Origin of the sequence: Streptomyces sp. NPDC088746, assembly GCF_044751065.1 — a bacterium.
GTDB lineage: Bacteria > Actinomycetota > Actinomycetes > Streptomycetales > Streptomycetaceae > Streptomyces.
Genome location: NZ_JBIVLA010000005.1, coordinates 293,733 through 309,291 on the forward strand (window position 1 = coordinate 293,733; position 15,559 = coordinate 309,291).

General features: G+C 70.5%; 11 protein-coding genes. 5 read left to right on the forward strand and 6 right to left on the reverse strand.

The window, feature by feature from the left end; translation table 11 throughout:
* Nucleotides 1–127: 127 nt before the first annotated feature.
* The gene (locus ACIP63_RS23690) at nt 128–982 is read left to right on the forward strand and encodes an NAD-dependent epimerase/dehydratase family protein (RefSeq protein ID WP_401518868.1); all 855 of its coding nucleotides are present in this window, start codon (nt 128–130) and stop codon (nt 980–982) included.
* Nucleotides 983–1,032: 50 nt separating this feature from the next.
* On the opposite strand, the gene ACIP63_RS23695 is transcribed toward ACIP63_RS23690, so the two are convergent.
* The 3 genes from ACIP63_RS23695 to sucC all read right to left on the reverse strand — a co-directional run bounded on the left by ACIP63_RS23695 (nt 1,033) and on the right by sucC (nt 5,018).
* On the reverse strand, nt 1,033–2,607 hold the full coding sequence (locus ACIP63_RS23695) for an aldehyde dehydrogenase family protein (protein ID WP_401518871.1): 1,575 nt from the start codon (nt 2,605–2,607) through the stop codon (nt 1,033–1,035).
* A 390-nt stretch (nt 2,608–2,997) separates the two neighbouring features.
* On the reverse strand, nt 2,998–3,879 hold the full coding sequence (gene sucD, locus ACIP63_RS23700; RefSeq protein WP_401518874.1) for a succinate--CoA ligase subunit alpha: 882 nt from the start codon (nt 3,877–3,879) through the stop codon (nt 2,998–3,000).
* A 2-nt stretch (nt 3,880–3,881) separates the two neighbouring features.
* Nucleotides 3,882–5,018, reverse strand: a complete 1,137-nt coding sequence (gene sucC / locus ACIP63_RS23705; RefSeq protein ID WP_401518876.1) for an ADP-forming succinate--CoA ligase subunit beta — start codon at nt 5,016–5,018, stop codon at nt 3,882–3,884.
* 166 nt (nt 5,019–5,184) lie between these two features.
* Here sucC and ACIP63_RS23710 point away from each other — a divergent pair, with 166 nt between their 5' ends.
* From ACIP63_RS23710 to ACIP63_RS23725, 4 genes are all read left to right on the forward strand, one after another.
* Entirely contained in the window at nt 5,185–6,876 is a 1,692-nt protein-coding gene (locus ACIP63_RS23710; RefSeq protein WP_401518879.1) for a thiamine pyrophosphate-binding protein, read from the forward strand.
* 16 nt (nt 6,877–6,892) lie between these two features.
* Nucleotides 6,893–8,131, forward strand: coding sequence for a formyl-CoA transferase (gene frc, locus ACIP63_RS23715; RefSeq protein WP_401518882.1), 1,239 nt, complete (start codon nt 6,893–6,895; stop codon nt 8,129–8,131).
* A gap of 2 nt (nt 8,132–8,133) precedes the next feature.
* Nucleotides 8,134–10,290: an acetate--CoA ligase family protein gene (locus ACIP63_RS23720; RefSeq protein ID WP_401518885.1), complete on the forward strand. Its 2,157-nt coding sequence runs from the start codon at nt 8,134–8,136 to the stop codon at nt 10,288–10,290.
* Between the two features lie 123 nt (nt 10,291–10,413).
* Nucleotides 10,414–11,805, forward strand: a complete 1,392-nt coding sequence (locus ACIP63_RS23725) for an OFA family MFS transporter (RefSeq protein WP_401518888.1) — start codon at nt 10,414–10,416, stop codon at nt 11,803–11,805.
* 70 nt (nt 11,806–11,875) lie between these two features.
* On the opposite strand, the gene ACIP63_RS23730 is transcribed toward ACIP63_RS23725, so the two are convergent.
* From ACIP63_RS23730 to eboE, 3 genes are read right to left on the reverse strand one after another with little or no spacing between them, the layout of a single operon-like run.
* Nucleotides 11,876–12,946 (reverse strand): sugar phosphate isomerase/epimerase family protein, encoded by a 1,071-nt coding sequence (locus ACIP63_RS23730; protein ID WP_401518891.1) that lies wholly within the window; start codon nt 12,944–12,946, stop codon nt 11,876–11,878.
* 41 nt (nt 12,947–12,987) lie between these two features.
* Nucleotides 12,988–14,385 (reverse strand): alkaline phosphatase family protein, encoded by a 1,398-nt coding sequence (locus ACIP63_RS23735; RefSeq protein ID WP_401518894.1) that lies wholly within the window; start codon nt 14,383–14,385, stop codon nt 12,988–12,990.
* A complete protein-coding gene (gene eboE / locus ACIP63_RS23740) occupies nt 14,382–15,557 on the reverse strand; it encodes a metabolite traffic protein EboE (RefSeq protein WP_401518896.1) in 1,176 nt (391 codons plus the stop codon). Before eboE ends, ACIP63_RS23735 begins: the two co-directional genes overlap by 4 nt.
* Nucleotides 15,558–15,559: the final 2 nt, after the last annotated feature.

Consider the following 15,559-nt stretch of genomic DNA (forward strand, 5'->3'; position numbering starts at 1 on the left):
CGCTTCAGGATCCCTCGCATGCGGACCCGTATCCAGGGAGTGCCGCTCCCTGGACAGACGCGTCTCTCCCGCTCTCCCCGCGGCTCCCCCACGGTGGGGGCACGGCTACGAGAACGAGGAGGCGGCCATGCTGACATTGGTGACAGGTGCGACGGGCCAGGTCGGGCGACGGTTCGTGCCCCGGCTGCTGCGGAGCGCGGCGGCCGGCGACGAGGTGCGGGTCCTGGTGCGTGACGCGGCGCGTGGCGAGCGGTTCGCCGAGCTGGGCGCGCAGGTGCTGGTCGGTGATCTGCGCGACGCGGAGGTGCTCGGCAAGGCGACGGCCGGCGTGGACGCGGTGGTGAACGTCGCCGCCGCGTTCCGCGGGGTGCCGGACGAGGAGGCGCGGGCGGTGAACCGCGATGCGGCCATCGAGCTCGGCCGGGCCGCGGTGGCCTCCGGAGTGCGGCGGTTCGTGCAGGTCAGCACCGGGCTCGCGTACGGCGCGGGGCGGGGCAGGGCCCTGGTGGAGAGCGACGAGACAGTGCCCGGCACCCACCTGTGGGGCGCCTATCCGGAGTCCAAGTGGGAGGCGGAGCAGGCCCTCGGATCCATGGAGGGCCTGGACGACCTCCGCATCGGACGTCTGCCGTTCGTGTACGGCGACGGGGATCCGCACCTCGCCGACGTGATGAAGTGGGCGCCGAAGTGGCCGGCCATGCAGCGCCTGCACATGGGTCACCACGTGGACGTGGCGCAGGGCCTGCGGCGGCTGCTGTACGCGCCCGGGGCGCACGGCGTCTACAACATCGCCGACGACGCCCCGGTCACCATGGTCGACCTCTTCCAGTTCCATGGGCTGCCGGTGCCGCAGGAGGTTCTCGACATGGACGTCCCTGACCCCTGGCACGGGGTGATGTCGACGACCCGTATCCGTCGTGAACTGGGCTACCGCCCCCTGATCCCGTCGGTGTGGACGGCGCGGGAGGCGGGTGTCCTGTAACGGCTCGGCCGGTGGGTGGTGGCCCCGCGCCGCGGGGCCACCACCCACGGTTACGGCATGAGGTGGTAGTCGGGGAAGTTGCCCGGCAGCCGCTCCCCCGGCGGGCCCTCGGTCACGGCGCGTACGAGCAGTTCGCCGCCCACGAAGGCGCCTCTCCAGGATCCGCCGAAGCCGCCGAAGAGCTCCTCGCGGTCACCCCGGGAACGTGGCTTGCCGTGCCCGGTCTTGAAGGCGCGGATCTGCGGCGCCAGTCGCTCGTACGTCGCCGGGTCGTCCGTGGACAGGGTGGCGACCAGGGCTCCGTTGGAGGCGTTCATGGCGGCGAGGAGCTCGGCCTCGGTGTCGACCAGGACGATGGTGTCGACCGGGCCGAAGGGTTCCGCGTGGTGCAGCGGGGAGGACGGGGGCGGGTTGAGGAGCGTGACCGGGTGGAGGTACGCGCCGGTGTCCTGGCCCGGGAGGAAACGGGCGTCCGCCACGGATCCCTGATGGAGGGGGACGGCCCCGCGGTCTATGGCCTCCGTGACCTGGTCGTGCAGTTCCTTGGCCTTGGTGGCGTTGATCAGAGGGCCGAAGTCCAGTACGGGAAGGGGGTCGGAGGGGTGCTCCACGGCGAGGGGGTGCCCGGTGCGGAGGGACCGTACGGCGGGGAGGTAGGCCGCCAGGAAGTCCGCGAAGAGCGTGCGCTGGACGACGAAGCGGGGGTAGGCGGTGCAGCGCTGCTTGCCGTAGTCGAAGAGCTTCGGGATGAGCGAGGTGAGGGACGGCCAGTCCGTGTGGTTCCAGATGCCCCAGGTGTTGAGGCCCTCCTGTTCGAGGATGTGCCGCTTGCCGAGGTCGGCGACGGCGGTGGCGATCCGGGCGCCGGTGTCCCGGCCGCCGACGAAGGAGACACAGCCGATCTCGGCGGAGCGGACGAGCGGTTCCGACAGTTCGCTTCCGCTGCCGCTGAGGAGGGTGAGCGGGACGCCCTCGCGGGCGGCGAGTGCGCACGCCAGGGTGAGGCAGGAGACCCCGCCGTCGGTGGGCGTCTTGGCGATCACCGCGTTGCCGGCCAGCGCCTGGACGAGCATCGCGTGGACCAGCACGGACATGGGGTAGTTCCAGCTGGCGATGTTGGAGACGGGGCCCGCGAGCGGGGTGCGGTCGGCCAGGAGACGGTCGCTGTGGTCGACGTACCACCGGACGCCGTCGATGGCGCGGTCCACGTCGGCCTGGGCGAGGCGCCAGGGCTTGCCGATCTCCCAGACCAGGAGGAGGGCGAGGAGCTCGCGGTGCTCGGTGAGGGAGTCGAGGGTGGCCGAGACGCGGGCGCGGCGCTCGGGGAGCGGGATGTGGCGCCAGGCGCGGTGGGCGTCGAGAGCCGCTCGTACGGCCTGGCGGGCGGTGTCCGCGTCCAGGCGGGGCGGTCCCGTGATGGGGGTGTTGTCGACGGGGCTGGTGGCGGGGAGGGTGCGGCCGTCCCGGTGCCAGGTGGCGGCCCAGAGGTTGCGGGCCCTGTCCTCCTCGAAGGCTTCGGGGGCGGTGGTGAGGCAGCGGTTCCAGGCGTCCTGCCAGGCGGTTCCTGGTTTGAGGATGAGGGGGGTGGGGGTGGCGGCGGGTGTCGGTGCGGGTGTCTGTGTCATCGGGTCTCCGCTCTGGGTGCGGTGGCGGGGGTGCGGGTGGAGGGGGTTGGTGGGGCGCCTGCGGCGGGCCTGTTCCCCTGCCCGCCCCTGCCCGTGACCGGGGCTCCGCCCCGGACCCCGGTCCTCAATCGCCGGACGGGCTGATTCGGTGCGGCTCTGCCACGGACGCGGTCCCGCGGTGCCGGACGGGCTGATTCGGTGCGGCTCTGCCACGGACGCGGTCCCGCGGTGCCGGACGGGCTGATTCGGTGCGGCTCTGCCACGGACGCGGTCCCGCGGTGCCGGACGGGCTGATTCGGTGCGGCTCTGCCCCGGACGTGGTCCTGCGGTGCCGGACGGGCTGTATTGCTGCGGCGCTGCGAACCCGACGCCCGGGAACCGGCTCGGTTGTCAGCCGCGCAACCTGTCCTCCGCCAGGCGGGCCGTCTCCGTCGGGGTGGCGCCCACCGCGACTCCCGCCGCTTCCAGTGCCTCCTTCTTCGCCGCGGCCGTGCCGCTCGACCCCGAGACGATCGCTCCTGCGTGGCCCATCGTCTTGCCTTCGGGGGCCGTGAAGCCGGCGATGTAACCGACCACCGGCTTGGTGATGTGCCGGGCGATGTGGGCCGCGGCGCGTTCCTCCGCGTCTCCGCCGATCTCGCCGATGAGGACGATCAGTTCGGTGTCCCGGTCGTTCTCGAAGGCCGTCAGGCAGTCGATGTGCGTCGTCCCGATCACCGGGTCGCCGCCGATGCCCACCGCCGTGGAGAAGCCCGTCTCGCGCAGCTCGTGCATCAGCTGGTAGGTGAGCGTGCCCGACTTGGAGACCAGGCCGATGCGACCGGGCTTCGTCGCGATGTCGGCGGGGATGATGCCCGCGTTGGACTGCCCCGGGCTGATCACCCCGGGGCAGTTGGGCCCGAGGACGCGCGTGCCGCGAGCCTTCGCGTGGGCGTGGAAGGCCACGGCGTCGTGGACGGGGATGCCTTCGGTGATGACCACGGCCAGGCCGATGCCCGCGTCCGCCGCCTCGACCACGGCCGCCCTGGCGAACGGCGGCGGGACGAAGACGACGGTGACGTAGGCGCCGGTGGCGTCCATGCCGTCGCGTACGGAGCCGAAGACCGGGACCGTACGGTCGTCGAGGTCCACGGTGCGGCCCGCCTTGCGCGGGTTGACGCCGCCGACGATCTGGGTGCCCGCGGCGAGCATCCTCCTGGTGTGCTTCATGCCCTCGGCGCCGGTCATGCCCTGCACGAGGACCTTGCTCTCCTTGCTGAGGAAGATGGCCATGATCAGTGCCCTCCCAGGGCGAGTCGGGCTGCTCGGTCGGCCGCGCCGTCCATCGTGGTGACCTGCTGGACCATCGGGTGCGCACGGTCGTCGAGGATCGCCCGCCCGCGTGCCGCGCTGTTGCCGTCGAGGCGGACCACCAGTGGTTTCGTCAGGTGGACCGAGTCGAGGGCCTGGACGATCCCGTCGGCGACCGCGTCGCAGGCGGTGATGCCGCCGAACACGTTGACGAAGACGGACCTCACCGAAGGGTCGGAGAGGATGACCGTGAGGCCGTCCGCCATGACACCGGCCGAGGCTCCTCCCCCGATGTCGAGGAAATTCGCCGGGCGTGCGCCGCAGCCGGCGACGACGTCGAGGGTGGACATGACGAGTCCGGCGCCGTTGCCGATGATGCCGACCTCGCCGTCGAGCTTGACGTAGTTGAGCCCCTTGGCGGCGGCCGCCGCCTCCAGCGGATCCCCGTGGGGGTCGGCGGTGTCCTCACCCCAACGGCTCTGCCGGAAGGCGGCGTTGTCGTCCAGCGTGACCTTGCCGTCCAGGGCGAGGATCCGGCCGTCCGTGGTGCGGACCAGCGGATTGACCTCGACGAGCAGGGCGTCCTCCTGGGTGAGCACCTGCCACAGCGCCTGGAGCACGGGTGCGGTCTCCGGCGGGAGCGAGGCCGCCTCCGCGATCTGCGCCGCCTTGGCCTCCGTGACCCCCTCGGCCGGGTCCACGGGGATCCGGGCCACAGCCTCCGGACGGGTGGCGGCGACCTCCTCGATGTCCATGCCGCCCTCCGCCGAGGCGATGGCGAGGAAGGTCCCCGCGGCCCGGTCCAGCACATAGCTGACGTAGAACTCCGCCTCGATGTCCACGGGCTGAGCGAGCATCACGGTCCGCACGAGGTGGCCTTTGATGTCCATGCCGAGAATCCCGCGCGCGGTGACGACGGCTGCCGCAGGGTCCGCGGCGGCCTTCACCCCGCCGGCCTTGCCCCGGCCGCCCACTTTGACCTGCGCTTTGACGACGACACGGCCGCCCAGCCGTTCGGCCGCCGCGTGCACCGCGGACGGGTGGTCCACGACCTCGGCGTCCGGTACGGCGATGCCGTGATCCGCGAAGAGTTGCCTTGCCTGGTGCTCGTACAGATCCATAGCCACTCCCGATCGTGCCGATTGTGAAAGTGCCGCACGCCCCCTGGACACCACCCACCGGATGCGGGATAACAAGCTTCATACAGTATTCGTCGACTGTATGCAATGTACCGCGAGAGCGGCGGAACGGCTCCCGCACTCCCCTACGAAGGGACAGGACATCGCCATGCCCGAGGACAGCCAGGACAGCCAGAACCTCATCTCCGGTGGGCACTTGGTCGCCAAGGCACTCAAGGCGGAGGGGGTGGAACGCATCTACACCCTCTGTGGCGGCCACATCATCGACATCTACGACGGCTGCGTCGACGAGGGCATCGAAGTCGTCGACGTACGGCACGAGCAGGTGGCCGCCCACGCGGCCGACGGCTACGCCCGGATCACGGGGAAGCCGGGGTGCGCCGTGGTCACCGCGGGTCCCGGGACGACCGACGCCGTCACGGGGGTCGCCAACGCCTTCCGTGCCGAGTCACCGATGCTCCTGATAGGTGGTCAGGGAGCCCACACCCAGCACAAGATGGGCTCTCTCCAGGACCTGCCGCACGTCGACATGATGACCCCCATCACCAAGTTCGCGGCCACCGTGCCGGACACCGCGCGGGCGGCGGACATGGTGTCGATGGCGTTCCGGGAGTGCTACCACGGGGCGCCCGGCCCGTCGTTCCTGGAGATCCCGCGCGATGTGCTGGACGCGAAGGTCCCGGCGGACCGGGCCCGGGTCCCCGAGGCGGGGCGGTACCGTGCGTCCACCCGCGGGGCGGGCGATCCGGCCGACATCGAGAAGCTCGCCGATCTGCTCGTCCACGCCGAGAAGCCCGCCATCCTGCTGGGCAGTCAGGTCTGGACGACCCGCGCGACGGACTCCGCCACCGAGCTCGTCCGGACGCTCAACATCCCGGCGTACATGAACGGGGCGGGCCGCGGCACCCTCCCGCCCGGCGATCCGCACCACTTCCAGCTCTCGCGTCGTTACGCCTTCTCCAACGCCGACCTGATCGTGATCGTGGGGACCCCGTTCGACTTCCGGATGGGCTACGGCAAGCGGCTCTCCCCTGCCGCCACCGTCGTCCAGATCGACCTGGACTACCGCACGGTGGGCAAGAACCGCGATGTCGACCTCGGGATCGTCGGTGACGCCTCGCTGGTCCTGAAGGCGGTCACGGAGGCCGCGAGCGGCCGGCTCAACGGCGGATCCGCACGGCGCAAGGCCTGGCTGGACGAACTGCGGGCCGCCGAGCAGGTGTCGATCGAGAAGCGGCTGCCCCAGCTGAAGTCGGACGCCTCTCCCATCCACCCCTACCGGCTGGTGAGCGAGATCAACGACTTCCTGACCGAGGACTCCGTCTACATCGGGGACGGCGGCGACATCGTCACCTTCTCCGGACAGGTCGTCCAGCCCCGCACCCCCGGCCACTGGATGGACCCGGGCCCGCTCGGCACGCTCGGGGTCGGGGTGCCGTTCGTGCTGGCCGCCAAGCAGGCCAGGCCCGACAAGGAGGTCGTGGCGCTCTTCGGCGACGGCGCGTTCTCCCTCACCGGGTGGGACTTCGAGACGCTGGTCCGCTACAACCTCCCCTTCGTCGGCATCGTCGGCAACAACTCCTCGATGAACCAGATCCGTTACGGCCAGAAGGCCAAGTACGGCGACGAGCGCGAGCGGGTCGGCAACACCCTCGGCGACGTCCACTACGACAAGTTCGCCCAGATGCTGGGTGGTTACGGCGAAGAGGTCCGCGACCCCGCCGACATCGCACCCGCCCTGCGCAGGGCCCGCGAGTCGGGCCTGCCCTCGCTCATCAACGTCTGGGTCGACCCGGACGCGTACGCCCCCGGAACGATGAACCAGACCATGTACAAGTGACAGAGGAGCGGTTGGCATGACCAAGGCTCTTGAGGGCGTGCGCGTCCTCGACATGACGCACGTACAGTCCGGTCCCTCCGCCACCCAGCTGCTCGGCTGGCTCGGGGCGGACGTGGTCAAGCTGGAAGCGCCGAGCGGCGACATCACCCGCAAGCAGTTGCGCGATCTGCCCGACGTCGACTCCCTCTACTTCACGATGCTCAACTGCAACAAGCGGAGCATCACCCTCAACACCAAGAGCGAGCGCGGCAAGGAGATCCTCACCGAGCTCATCCGCCGCAGCGACGTGATGGTGGAGAACTTCGGCCCGGGCGCCGTGGACCGCATGGGGTTCACCTGGGAGCGGATCCAGGAGATCAACCCCCGGATCGTGTACGCCTCGATCAAGGGCTTCGGCGAGGGCCCGTACACCAACTTCAAGGCGTACGAGGTCGTCGCGCAGGCCATGGGCGGCTCGATGTCCACCACCGGCTTCGCCGACGGCCCGCCGCTGGCCACCGGCGCCCAGATCGGCGACTCGGGTACGGGGGTCCACGCGGTCGCCGGCATCCTCGCCGCCCTCTTCCAGCGGGAGAACACCGGGCGCGGCCAGCGGGTGAACGTGGCGATGCAGCACGCGGTGCTCAACCTCTGCCGGGTCAAGCTGCGCGACCAGCAGCGCCTGGAGCACGGGCCGCTCGCCGAGTACCCGGACGCGCAGGACACCGCGGACGCCGACGAGGTGCCGCGCAGCGGCAACGCCAGCGGCGGCGGCCAGCCGGGATGGGCGGTGAAGTGCGCGCCGGGCGGCCCCAACGACTACGTGTACGTCATCGTGCAGCCCGTCGGCTGGAAACCCCTGTCCGAGCTGATCGGCAGGCCGGAGCTGGCGGACGACCCCGAGTGGGCGACGCCCGAGTCCCGGCTGCCGAAGCTCGGCAAGATGTTCCAGCTGATCGAGGAGTGGTCGGCGACGCTCCCCAAGTGGGAGGTCCTGGGACAGCTGAACGCGCACAACATCCCGTGCGGTCCGATCCTCTCCACCAAGGAGATCGTCGAGGACGAGTCCCTCGCCGCCAACGAGATGGTGGTCCGCGTCGAACACCCCGAGCGCGGCACCTTCACCACCGTCGGCAGCCCGCTGAAGCTCTCCGACTCCCCCGTCGACATCGTCACCTCCCCGCTGCTCGGTGAGCACAACGCGGAGGTCTACGTCGGCGAACTGGGCCTGGGTGACGAGGAACTGCGGCTTCTCAAGACGAACGGAGTCATCTGAGCATGGCCGGAACAGTCGAGAACCAGGAGCATGAGCGCGTCAGGGCACTGCTCGACCGTGTCCGGGGCGAGGGGCGCAGCGCGCTCACCGCGCCGGAGGGGAAGGTCGTCGCCGACGCGTACGGGATCACGGTGCCGGGCGAGGGCCTGGCCCGGGACGTGGACGAGGCGGTGGCGCTGGCCGACCGTCTCGGCGGGCAGGTGGTCCTCAAGATCGTCTCCCCCGACATCCTGCACAAGACGGACGCGGGCGGCGTCGTGGTCGGTGTCTCGGGCGCCAAGGAGGTGCGCGCGGCGTTCTGCGCCATCGTGAAGAACGCCAGGGCCTACGCGGCCGACGCGCGGATCGAGGGCGTACAGGTGCAACAGCTCGTGCCGCCCGGCCAGGAGGTCATCGTCGGGGCGGTCACCGACCCCACGTTCGGGAAGGTGGTGGCGTTCGGCCTCGGCGGTGTCCTGGTCGAGGTGCTCAAGGACATCACCTTCCGGCTGGCACCGGTGACGGCGGACGAGGCGCGGTCGATGCTCGACTCGATCGGCGCCGCGGAGATCCTCAAGGGGGTGCGCGGTGCGCCGGCCGTGGACCGGTGGGCGCTGGCGGAACAGATCCGGCGGGTCTCCCAACTGGTCACGGACTTCCCGGAGATCGCGGAGGTCGACCTCAACCCCGTCATCGCGTCTCCGGACGGCGCGGTCGCCGCCGACATCCGGATCCTGCTGACGACCGAGGAGGTGAAGGCGCGGCGGCGCTACAGCCGGGAGGAGATCCTCGTATCGATGCGCCGGCTGATGGAGCCGCGTTCGGTCGCGGTCATCGGCGCGTCCAACGAGCAGGGCAAGATCGGCAATTCGGTGATGCGCAACCTCATCGACGGCGGGTTCGCGGGCGAGATCCATCCGGTGAACCCCAAGGCCGATGACATTCTCGGCCGCAAGGCGTACAAGAGTGTCACCGACGTTCCCGGTGAGGTGGATGTGGCGGTCTTCGCGATACCCGCCAAGTTCGTCGCGTCGGCGCTCCGGGAAGTGGGCCGCAAGGGCATCCCCAACGCCGTGCTCATTCCGTCCGGCTTCGCCGAGACGGGTGAACAGGCCCTCCAGGACGAGATCGTGGCGATCGGCGAGGAGCACGGCGTGCGGCTCCTCGGGCCGAACATCTATGGCTACTACTCGACGTGGCAGGACCTCTGCGCCACGTTCTGCACCCCGTACGACGTCAAGGGCCCCGTGGCCCTGACCTCACAGTCCGGTGGCATCGGCATGGCGATCCTGGGCTTCGCACGGTCGACGAAGACGGGGGTGTCGGCGATCGTCGGGCTCGGCAACAAGTCGGACATCGACGAGGACGACCTGCTGACGTGGTTCGGCGAGGACCCGAACACCGAGTGCATCGCGATGCACCTGGAGGACCTCAAGGACGGGCGTGCGTTCGTGGAGGCGGCGCGGGCGACCGTGCCGAAGAAGCCGGTCGTGGTCCTCAAGGCGGGCCGGACGAGCGCGGGCGCCAGGGCGGCGGGTTCCCACACGGGCGCGCTGGCCGGGGACGACGCCGTGTACGACGACATCCTGCGGCAGGCGGGGGTGATCCGGGCCCCGGGGCTGAACGACATGCTCGAGTACGCGCGGGCGCTGCCCGTGCTGCCGGCTCCCAAGGGCGACAACGTCGTGATCATCACGGGGGCCGGTGGTTCGGGGGTGCTCCTGTCGGACGCGATCGTCGACAACGGGCTCTCGCTGATGGAGATCCCGCCGGACCTGGACACGGCGTTCAAGGCGTTCATCCCGCCGTTCGGAGCGGCCGGGAACCCGATCGACATCACGGGCGGCGAGCCGCCGTCGACGTACGAGGCGACGATCCGGCTGGGGATGGAGGATCCGCGGATCCACGCGCTTGTGCTGGGCTACTGGCACACGATCGTCACCCCGCCGATGGTCTTCGCGGAGCTCACGGCCCGGGTGGTGGAGGAGTTCCGGGCGCGCGGGATCGAGAAGCCCGTGGTGGCGTCGCTCGCCGGTGACACGGAGGTCGAGGAGGCATGCGCATACCTGTTCGAGAGGGGCGTCGTGGCGTATCCGTACACCACGGAGCTGCCGGTCGCCGTACTCGGCGCGAAGTACAGGTGGGCCAGGGCCGCCGGTTTGTTGGGCGGTGGCCGATGACCTGATGACGACGGCTCGAACCACGGGGTCTGCGGCCTACCGCTCGGCCGCGGACCCCGGCGCGAAGTGAGAACGGGCAGGGGGCGCTGGCCAGACTTCTTCCACGCAAGGGGTTCGATCTACATGGCGACTACCGACATCTCGACTTCCGTCCCCTACAGGGAGGTGACGGACGCCAACGGCAGGACCTACCGCCTTGGCGAGAGCGACATCGACATCATGGGCCGCAAGCGCAAGTGGATGGTCATCCTGCCGTGGGTCGGCATGATGGGCATCAGCTCGGCGGAGTACGCCTTCGCGTCGGCGGAGGACACGCTGCACCACGCGCACAACTGGGACAGCGGTCACATCTACTGGATGATGACCGTCTGGGTGTTCTTCCAGGCCGCCGTCGCGATGCCCGCGGGCAGGCTGAGGGAGACCGGCAGGCTGCCGGCCCGCTGGGCGATGATGCTCGGCGCGGCCGGCACCCTCCTCGGCTACCTGTCACTGGCGTACGCGCCGCACGTGATCTTCGCGTACATCGGCTTCAGTGTGTTCTCGGGCATGGGCGCGGGGATGGTGTACGCCACCTGCGTCAACATGGTCGGCAAGTGGTACCCGGAGCGCCGGGGCGGCAAGACGGGCTTCGTCAACGGCGGTTTCGCCTACGGTTCGGTGCCGTTCGTCTTCATCTTCACCGGGTTCATGGACATCACCAACTTCAGGTGGGTCCTCGTCTCGGTGGGGGTCTTCCTCGCCGCGCTCGTGGCCTGCGCCGGCTTCTTCTTCCGGGACCCGCCGAAGAACTGGTGGCCCGCGGAGATCGACCCGCTCAACCCGCCCGAAGACCCACGGGCCCGCCGTGCACTGGAGAAGAACCCGCCGGCCATCAAGCAGTACTCCCCCGGCGAGGCATGGAGGACCGGCCGCGTGGCGCTGATGTGGTGCTGCCTCGCCTGTACCTCCGGCGTCAACATCTTCGGCATCGCCTTCCAGGTCGACATCGGCCAGGACGCGGGCTTCGCCGCGGGCATCGTGGCCACGGCCATGTCGCTCAAGGCGATCGTCAACGGCACGGGGCGCGGCGTCATCGGCTGGCTCTCCGACCTCTACGGCCGCAAGAAGTGCCTGCTCTACGTCTGCGTCATCCTCGGGGTCGCCCAGTTCGGCATCATCGGGGCGGCCGAACTGCGGAACCTGCCGCTGTTCCTGTTCTTCTCGGCGGTCTCGGGCTTCGGCGGCGGCGCCATCTTCCCGATGTTCGCCGCGATGACCGCGGACTACTTCGGCGAGAACAACAACGCCACCAACTACGGCATGGTCTACAGCTCCAAGCTCGTCTCCGGACTCGGAGCCGGGATGGGCTTCCTGGTCGTCGACGCCTGGGGGCTCAACGGTGCGTTCATCCTGGCGGGCAGCATCTCGTTCTTCGCGGGATTCCTCGCGCTGTTCCTCGCGGCACCCGGCCGTGACCGGAAGGGCAACCCGCTGGTGAAGGCGCCTGCGGCCCCGCCCATCCGGGAGACCGACTGATCGCACACCGCGGCACACGCGTGGGGCCCGGTTCCTGGAACCGGGCCCCACGCGTTGCGTCTGCCGGGCGTCAGTCCCCGCAGCGGCTCTCGCGGAGCGAGTGGAGGTGCTCGCTGGACTTGCGCGCGAAGGCGAGGGAGTCGACCGGGTTGTCGTGCTCGGTCTGCCAGTGGTGGTAGGTCCGGCCACGGTGCGTGCGGGCGGTGACCCGGCTCAGGAAGTTCTTGTAGTCGATGTCACCGTCGCCGACGTCCGTCATGTCGTAGCCGTCGCGGGCGGCGTCGTTGCGGGTGCCGTCCTTGACGTGGAAGAGGGGGTAGCGGTCGGGCTGCTTGAGCACGTAGTCGATGGGGTTGAAGGGGGCCGGCGTGCCGTCCTCGCGCTTGCCGAAGCGGAACTGGGCGCAGAACGCCCAGTAGATGTCCATCTCGAGGTAGACCAGGTCGGGATCCGTCTCGGCGAGCAGGACGTCGTAGAGGCGCACCTTCGGCTTGTCGGTGGCGAAGGAGAACTCCTCGGCGTGGTTGTGCTGGTAGAACTTCATGCCGCGCTTGCGGGCGGCGGCTCCGTAGGTGTTGAAGTCCTCGGCCGCCCGCTTCCAGCCGTCGACGGTGTCGCCGTAGCGGAACGGTCCGGAGGCGGTGCCGATGTGCTTGAGGCCGAGGGCCTCCGCCTCGTCGAGGACCTTGGTGAGGTTCTGCGCGAAGGAGTAGGCGTCGGGGTTGTTGTCGTCGTAGTAGTTGACGTGGCTGCCGATGGGGTTGAGCCCGTGGTCCTTGGCCAGCCGCTTGAGCTGGGCGAGGGTGATGGCTCCGGCCGAACCCTGGGTGTATCCGGCGAACTCGATCTCGTCGTAGCCGTACTTCTCGAGTTCGGCGAACACGGGGGCGAAGCCGAGGGTGGATACCTTGTCGCGGAGGCTGTAGAGCTGGATGCCGAGGCGGCCCGGAGGCAGGACGGCGCGGCCCTTGCCGTGCCCGTTGCCCTGTCCGTGGCCGTGTCCCTGGCCGCTGTGCGGGCCGGCCGCCTGGGCGGCGGCGCCGCTGAGGAGGGTCGCGGCCGTGGCTCCGGCGGCGACACCCAGGACGTTGCGGCGGCTGAGTCTGCGCGCGAGCTCGGGGTCCTTCGGGGTGCGGCTCATGATCACGAATCTCCCTGTGAACGTGCGGGCGGGGCGGATTGTCAGTGGAGTCCGGCAAGCTGGAGGAGCAAGGACTTCACTTCGGTGGCCTGGACTCGGCCGTTGAACGCGTGGGGGGTGGAGCAGAGGATGAGCGGACCTTCGTCGTCGCTCGTGGGCAGGCGGCCGTGGCTGCCGCGGATAGGTGACGGATCCAGGGGGACGACGGCCATGCGGTAGCGCATCCCGAGTTTCTTGCGGGCGACCGCCGAGGCGGCCTTGACCCGGACATAGGGGTCCTGGGGGTCCATGAAGAGCTCCACGGGGTCGTAGCCCGGTTTGCGGTGGATCTCGACGAGCTGCGCGAAGTCGGGCGCGCGGGCGTCGTCGAGCCAGTAGTAGTACGTGAACCAGGCGTCCTTCTCCGCCACGGCGACGAGCTCGCCGGAGCGGGGATGGTCCAGGTGGTTCGCCTTCTTGCCCTCGTCGTCGAGGAGTTCCGCGATGCCGGGGAGGTCCGCGAGGGCTTCCCGGGTGGCGTCGAGGTCCTCGGGCCGGCGTACGTAGACGTGGGCGAGCTGGTGGTCGGCGACCGCGAAGGCACGGGAGGCCATCGGGTCGAGGTACTCCATGCCGTCCTGGGTGTGGACCTCCAGGAGTCCGGCGCGGCGCAGGGCGCGGTTGATGTCGACGGGCCGGTCGACGCGGGTGATGCCGTACTCGGAGAGGGCGACGACGGTGCGGCCCCCGGCCCTGGCGTCGTCCAGCAGGGGGGCCACGGCGCGGTCGAGGTCGGCCGCGGCCCGGTGGGAGCGGGGGTCGTCGGGGCCGTAGCGCTGGAGGTCGTAGTCGAGGTGCGGGAGGTAGCAGAGGGCCAGGTCGGGGCTGCGCGTGGTGAGGAGGTGCCGGGTGGCGTCGATGATCCACTGCGAGGAGACGAGGTCGGCGCCGGGGCCCCAGAAATGGAAGAGGGGGAAGGTGCCCAGCTTCTCGGTCAGTTCGTCGTGCAGTGCCGGGGGCCGGGTGTAGCAGTCGGGCTCCTTGCGGCCGTCGGCGTAGTACACGGGGCGGGGGGTGACGGTCCAGTCGGTGTCGGCGCCCATCGCGTACCACCAGCAGATGTTGGCGACGGTGTAGCCGGGGTGGGCTCGCCGGGCGGCGTCCCAGAGCTTGTCCCCTTCGACGAGGCCGTTGTGCTGGCGCCACAGGAGGACGTCGCCGAGCTCGCGGAAGTACCAGCCGTTGGCGACGATGCCGTGTTCGGAGGGGGTGGTGCCGGTGAGGAAGGTGGACTGGGCGGCGCAGGTGACGGCGGGCAGGACGGTGGAGAGGGGGGCCTGCGCGCCGGCTCCGGCCATGGCCTGGAGGTTCGGCATGTGCTGGAGCAGCTGGGGGGTGAGGCCGACGACGTCGAGGACGAGGAGCGGGGTGGGGCGCGTCGCGGCGCCGGGCGTGGTCATGGGAGCTCCTTGAGTCCGAGGTCGACGAGGAGGTCGCGGGCGAGGGTGAGCTCGGCGGCGATGCCTTCGGCGAGCTGGGTGCGGGTGCGCGGCCGCAGCTCGGCGGGGAGCGCCTGCCAGGTGTAGGTCTCGACCTCGAGATGCCGGGTGAGGGGCGCGGGCCCGCCGACCAGCCGGTTCAGGACGGACTGGAGCACGGGGAGTGTGGAGGTGAGCGGGGGTGCGGGGGGCGCGTGCAGGGGGACGTGGAAGTGGGAACGCCAGGGGGTGCTGTCGGGGAGCGCGCCACCGGAGACGGCCTCGTCGAGGTCGTCGGTCCCGCGGAGGCCCGCACCGGTGAGGGTGCGGGTCTGGTGCAGGAAGCGGGGCTCGGCGAAGGCGCCCAGGGCGGCACGCACCTCGGGCAGATGGGGGTGTTCGGCGTGCAGTGCGGCGGAGAGCTGGGCCTTGGCGATGGTGATCCCGGCCGCGCGCAGGGCGTCGAGAGCGGTGTCCGGGTCCTCGAAGGAGGTGGCGAGGTGGCAGGTGTCGACGCAGATGCCGATGCGGTCGTGGCCCACCGCGGTGAGGGGGCCGATGGCGTCGGCGGTGGTCTCCACGGTGCAGCCGGGTTCGGGTTCGAGACCGATCCTGATGGTCTTGCCGGTCAGCTCGTCGAGGGCGTCGAGCCGCTGCGCGAGCGTGGTGAACGCCTTCCGCGCGGTGCCCGCTGCCGTGGGGTCGTCGGCGAACGGGGTGCGCCAGGCGATCGGCAGGGTGGAGATGGTGCCTTCGGTGACGTCGTCGGGGAGCAGCGCGGCGAGCAGTCGGGCCAGGTCGGTGGTGTGCGAGAGCCGTTCGGGATCGGTCCAGTCCGGTGTGTAGACGCGGTACTTGACCTCCTGGGCCCCGAAGCCCTCGTACGGGAAGCCGTTGAGGGTGACCACTTCGAGTCCGCGGTGTTCGAGTTCGCCCCGCAGGGAGCGCAGGGCGGCGGGGTCGTTGATCAGGGCACGGGCGGCGTCCTTGGCGAGCCAGAGTCCGATGCCGAGGCGGTCACGGCCGAGCCGTTTGCGTACGGGCTCGCAGTGGTCGCGCAGCTGGGCGCGGACTCCTTCGAGGGTCTCGGCGGGGTGCACGTTGGTGCAGTAGGCGAGGTGCACGGTCGAGCCGTCGGGGTGGCGGAAGCGCATGG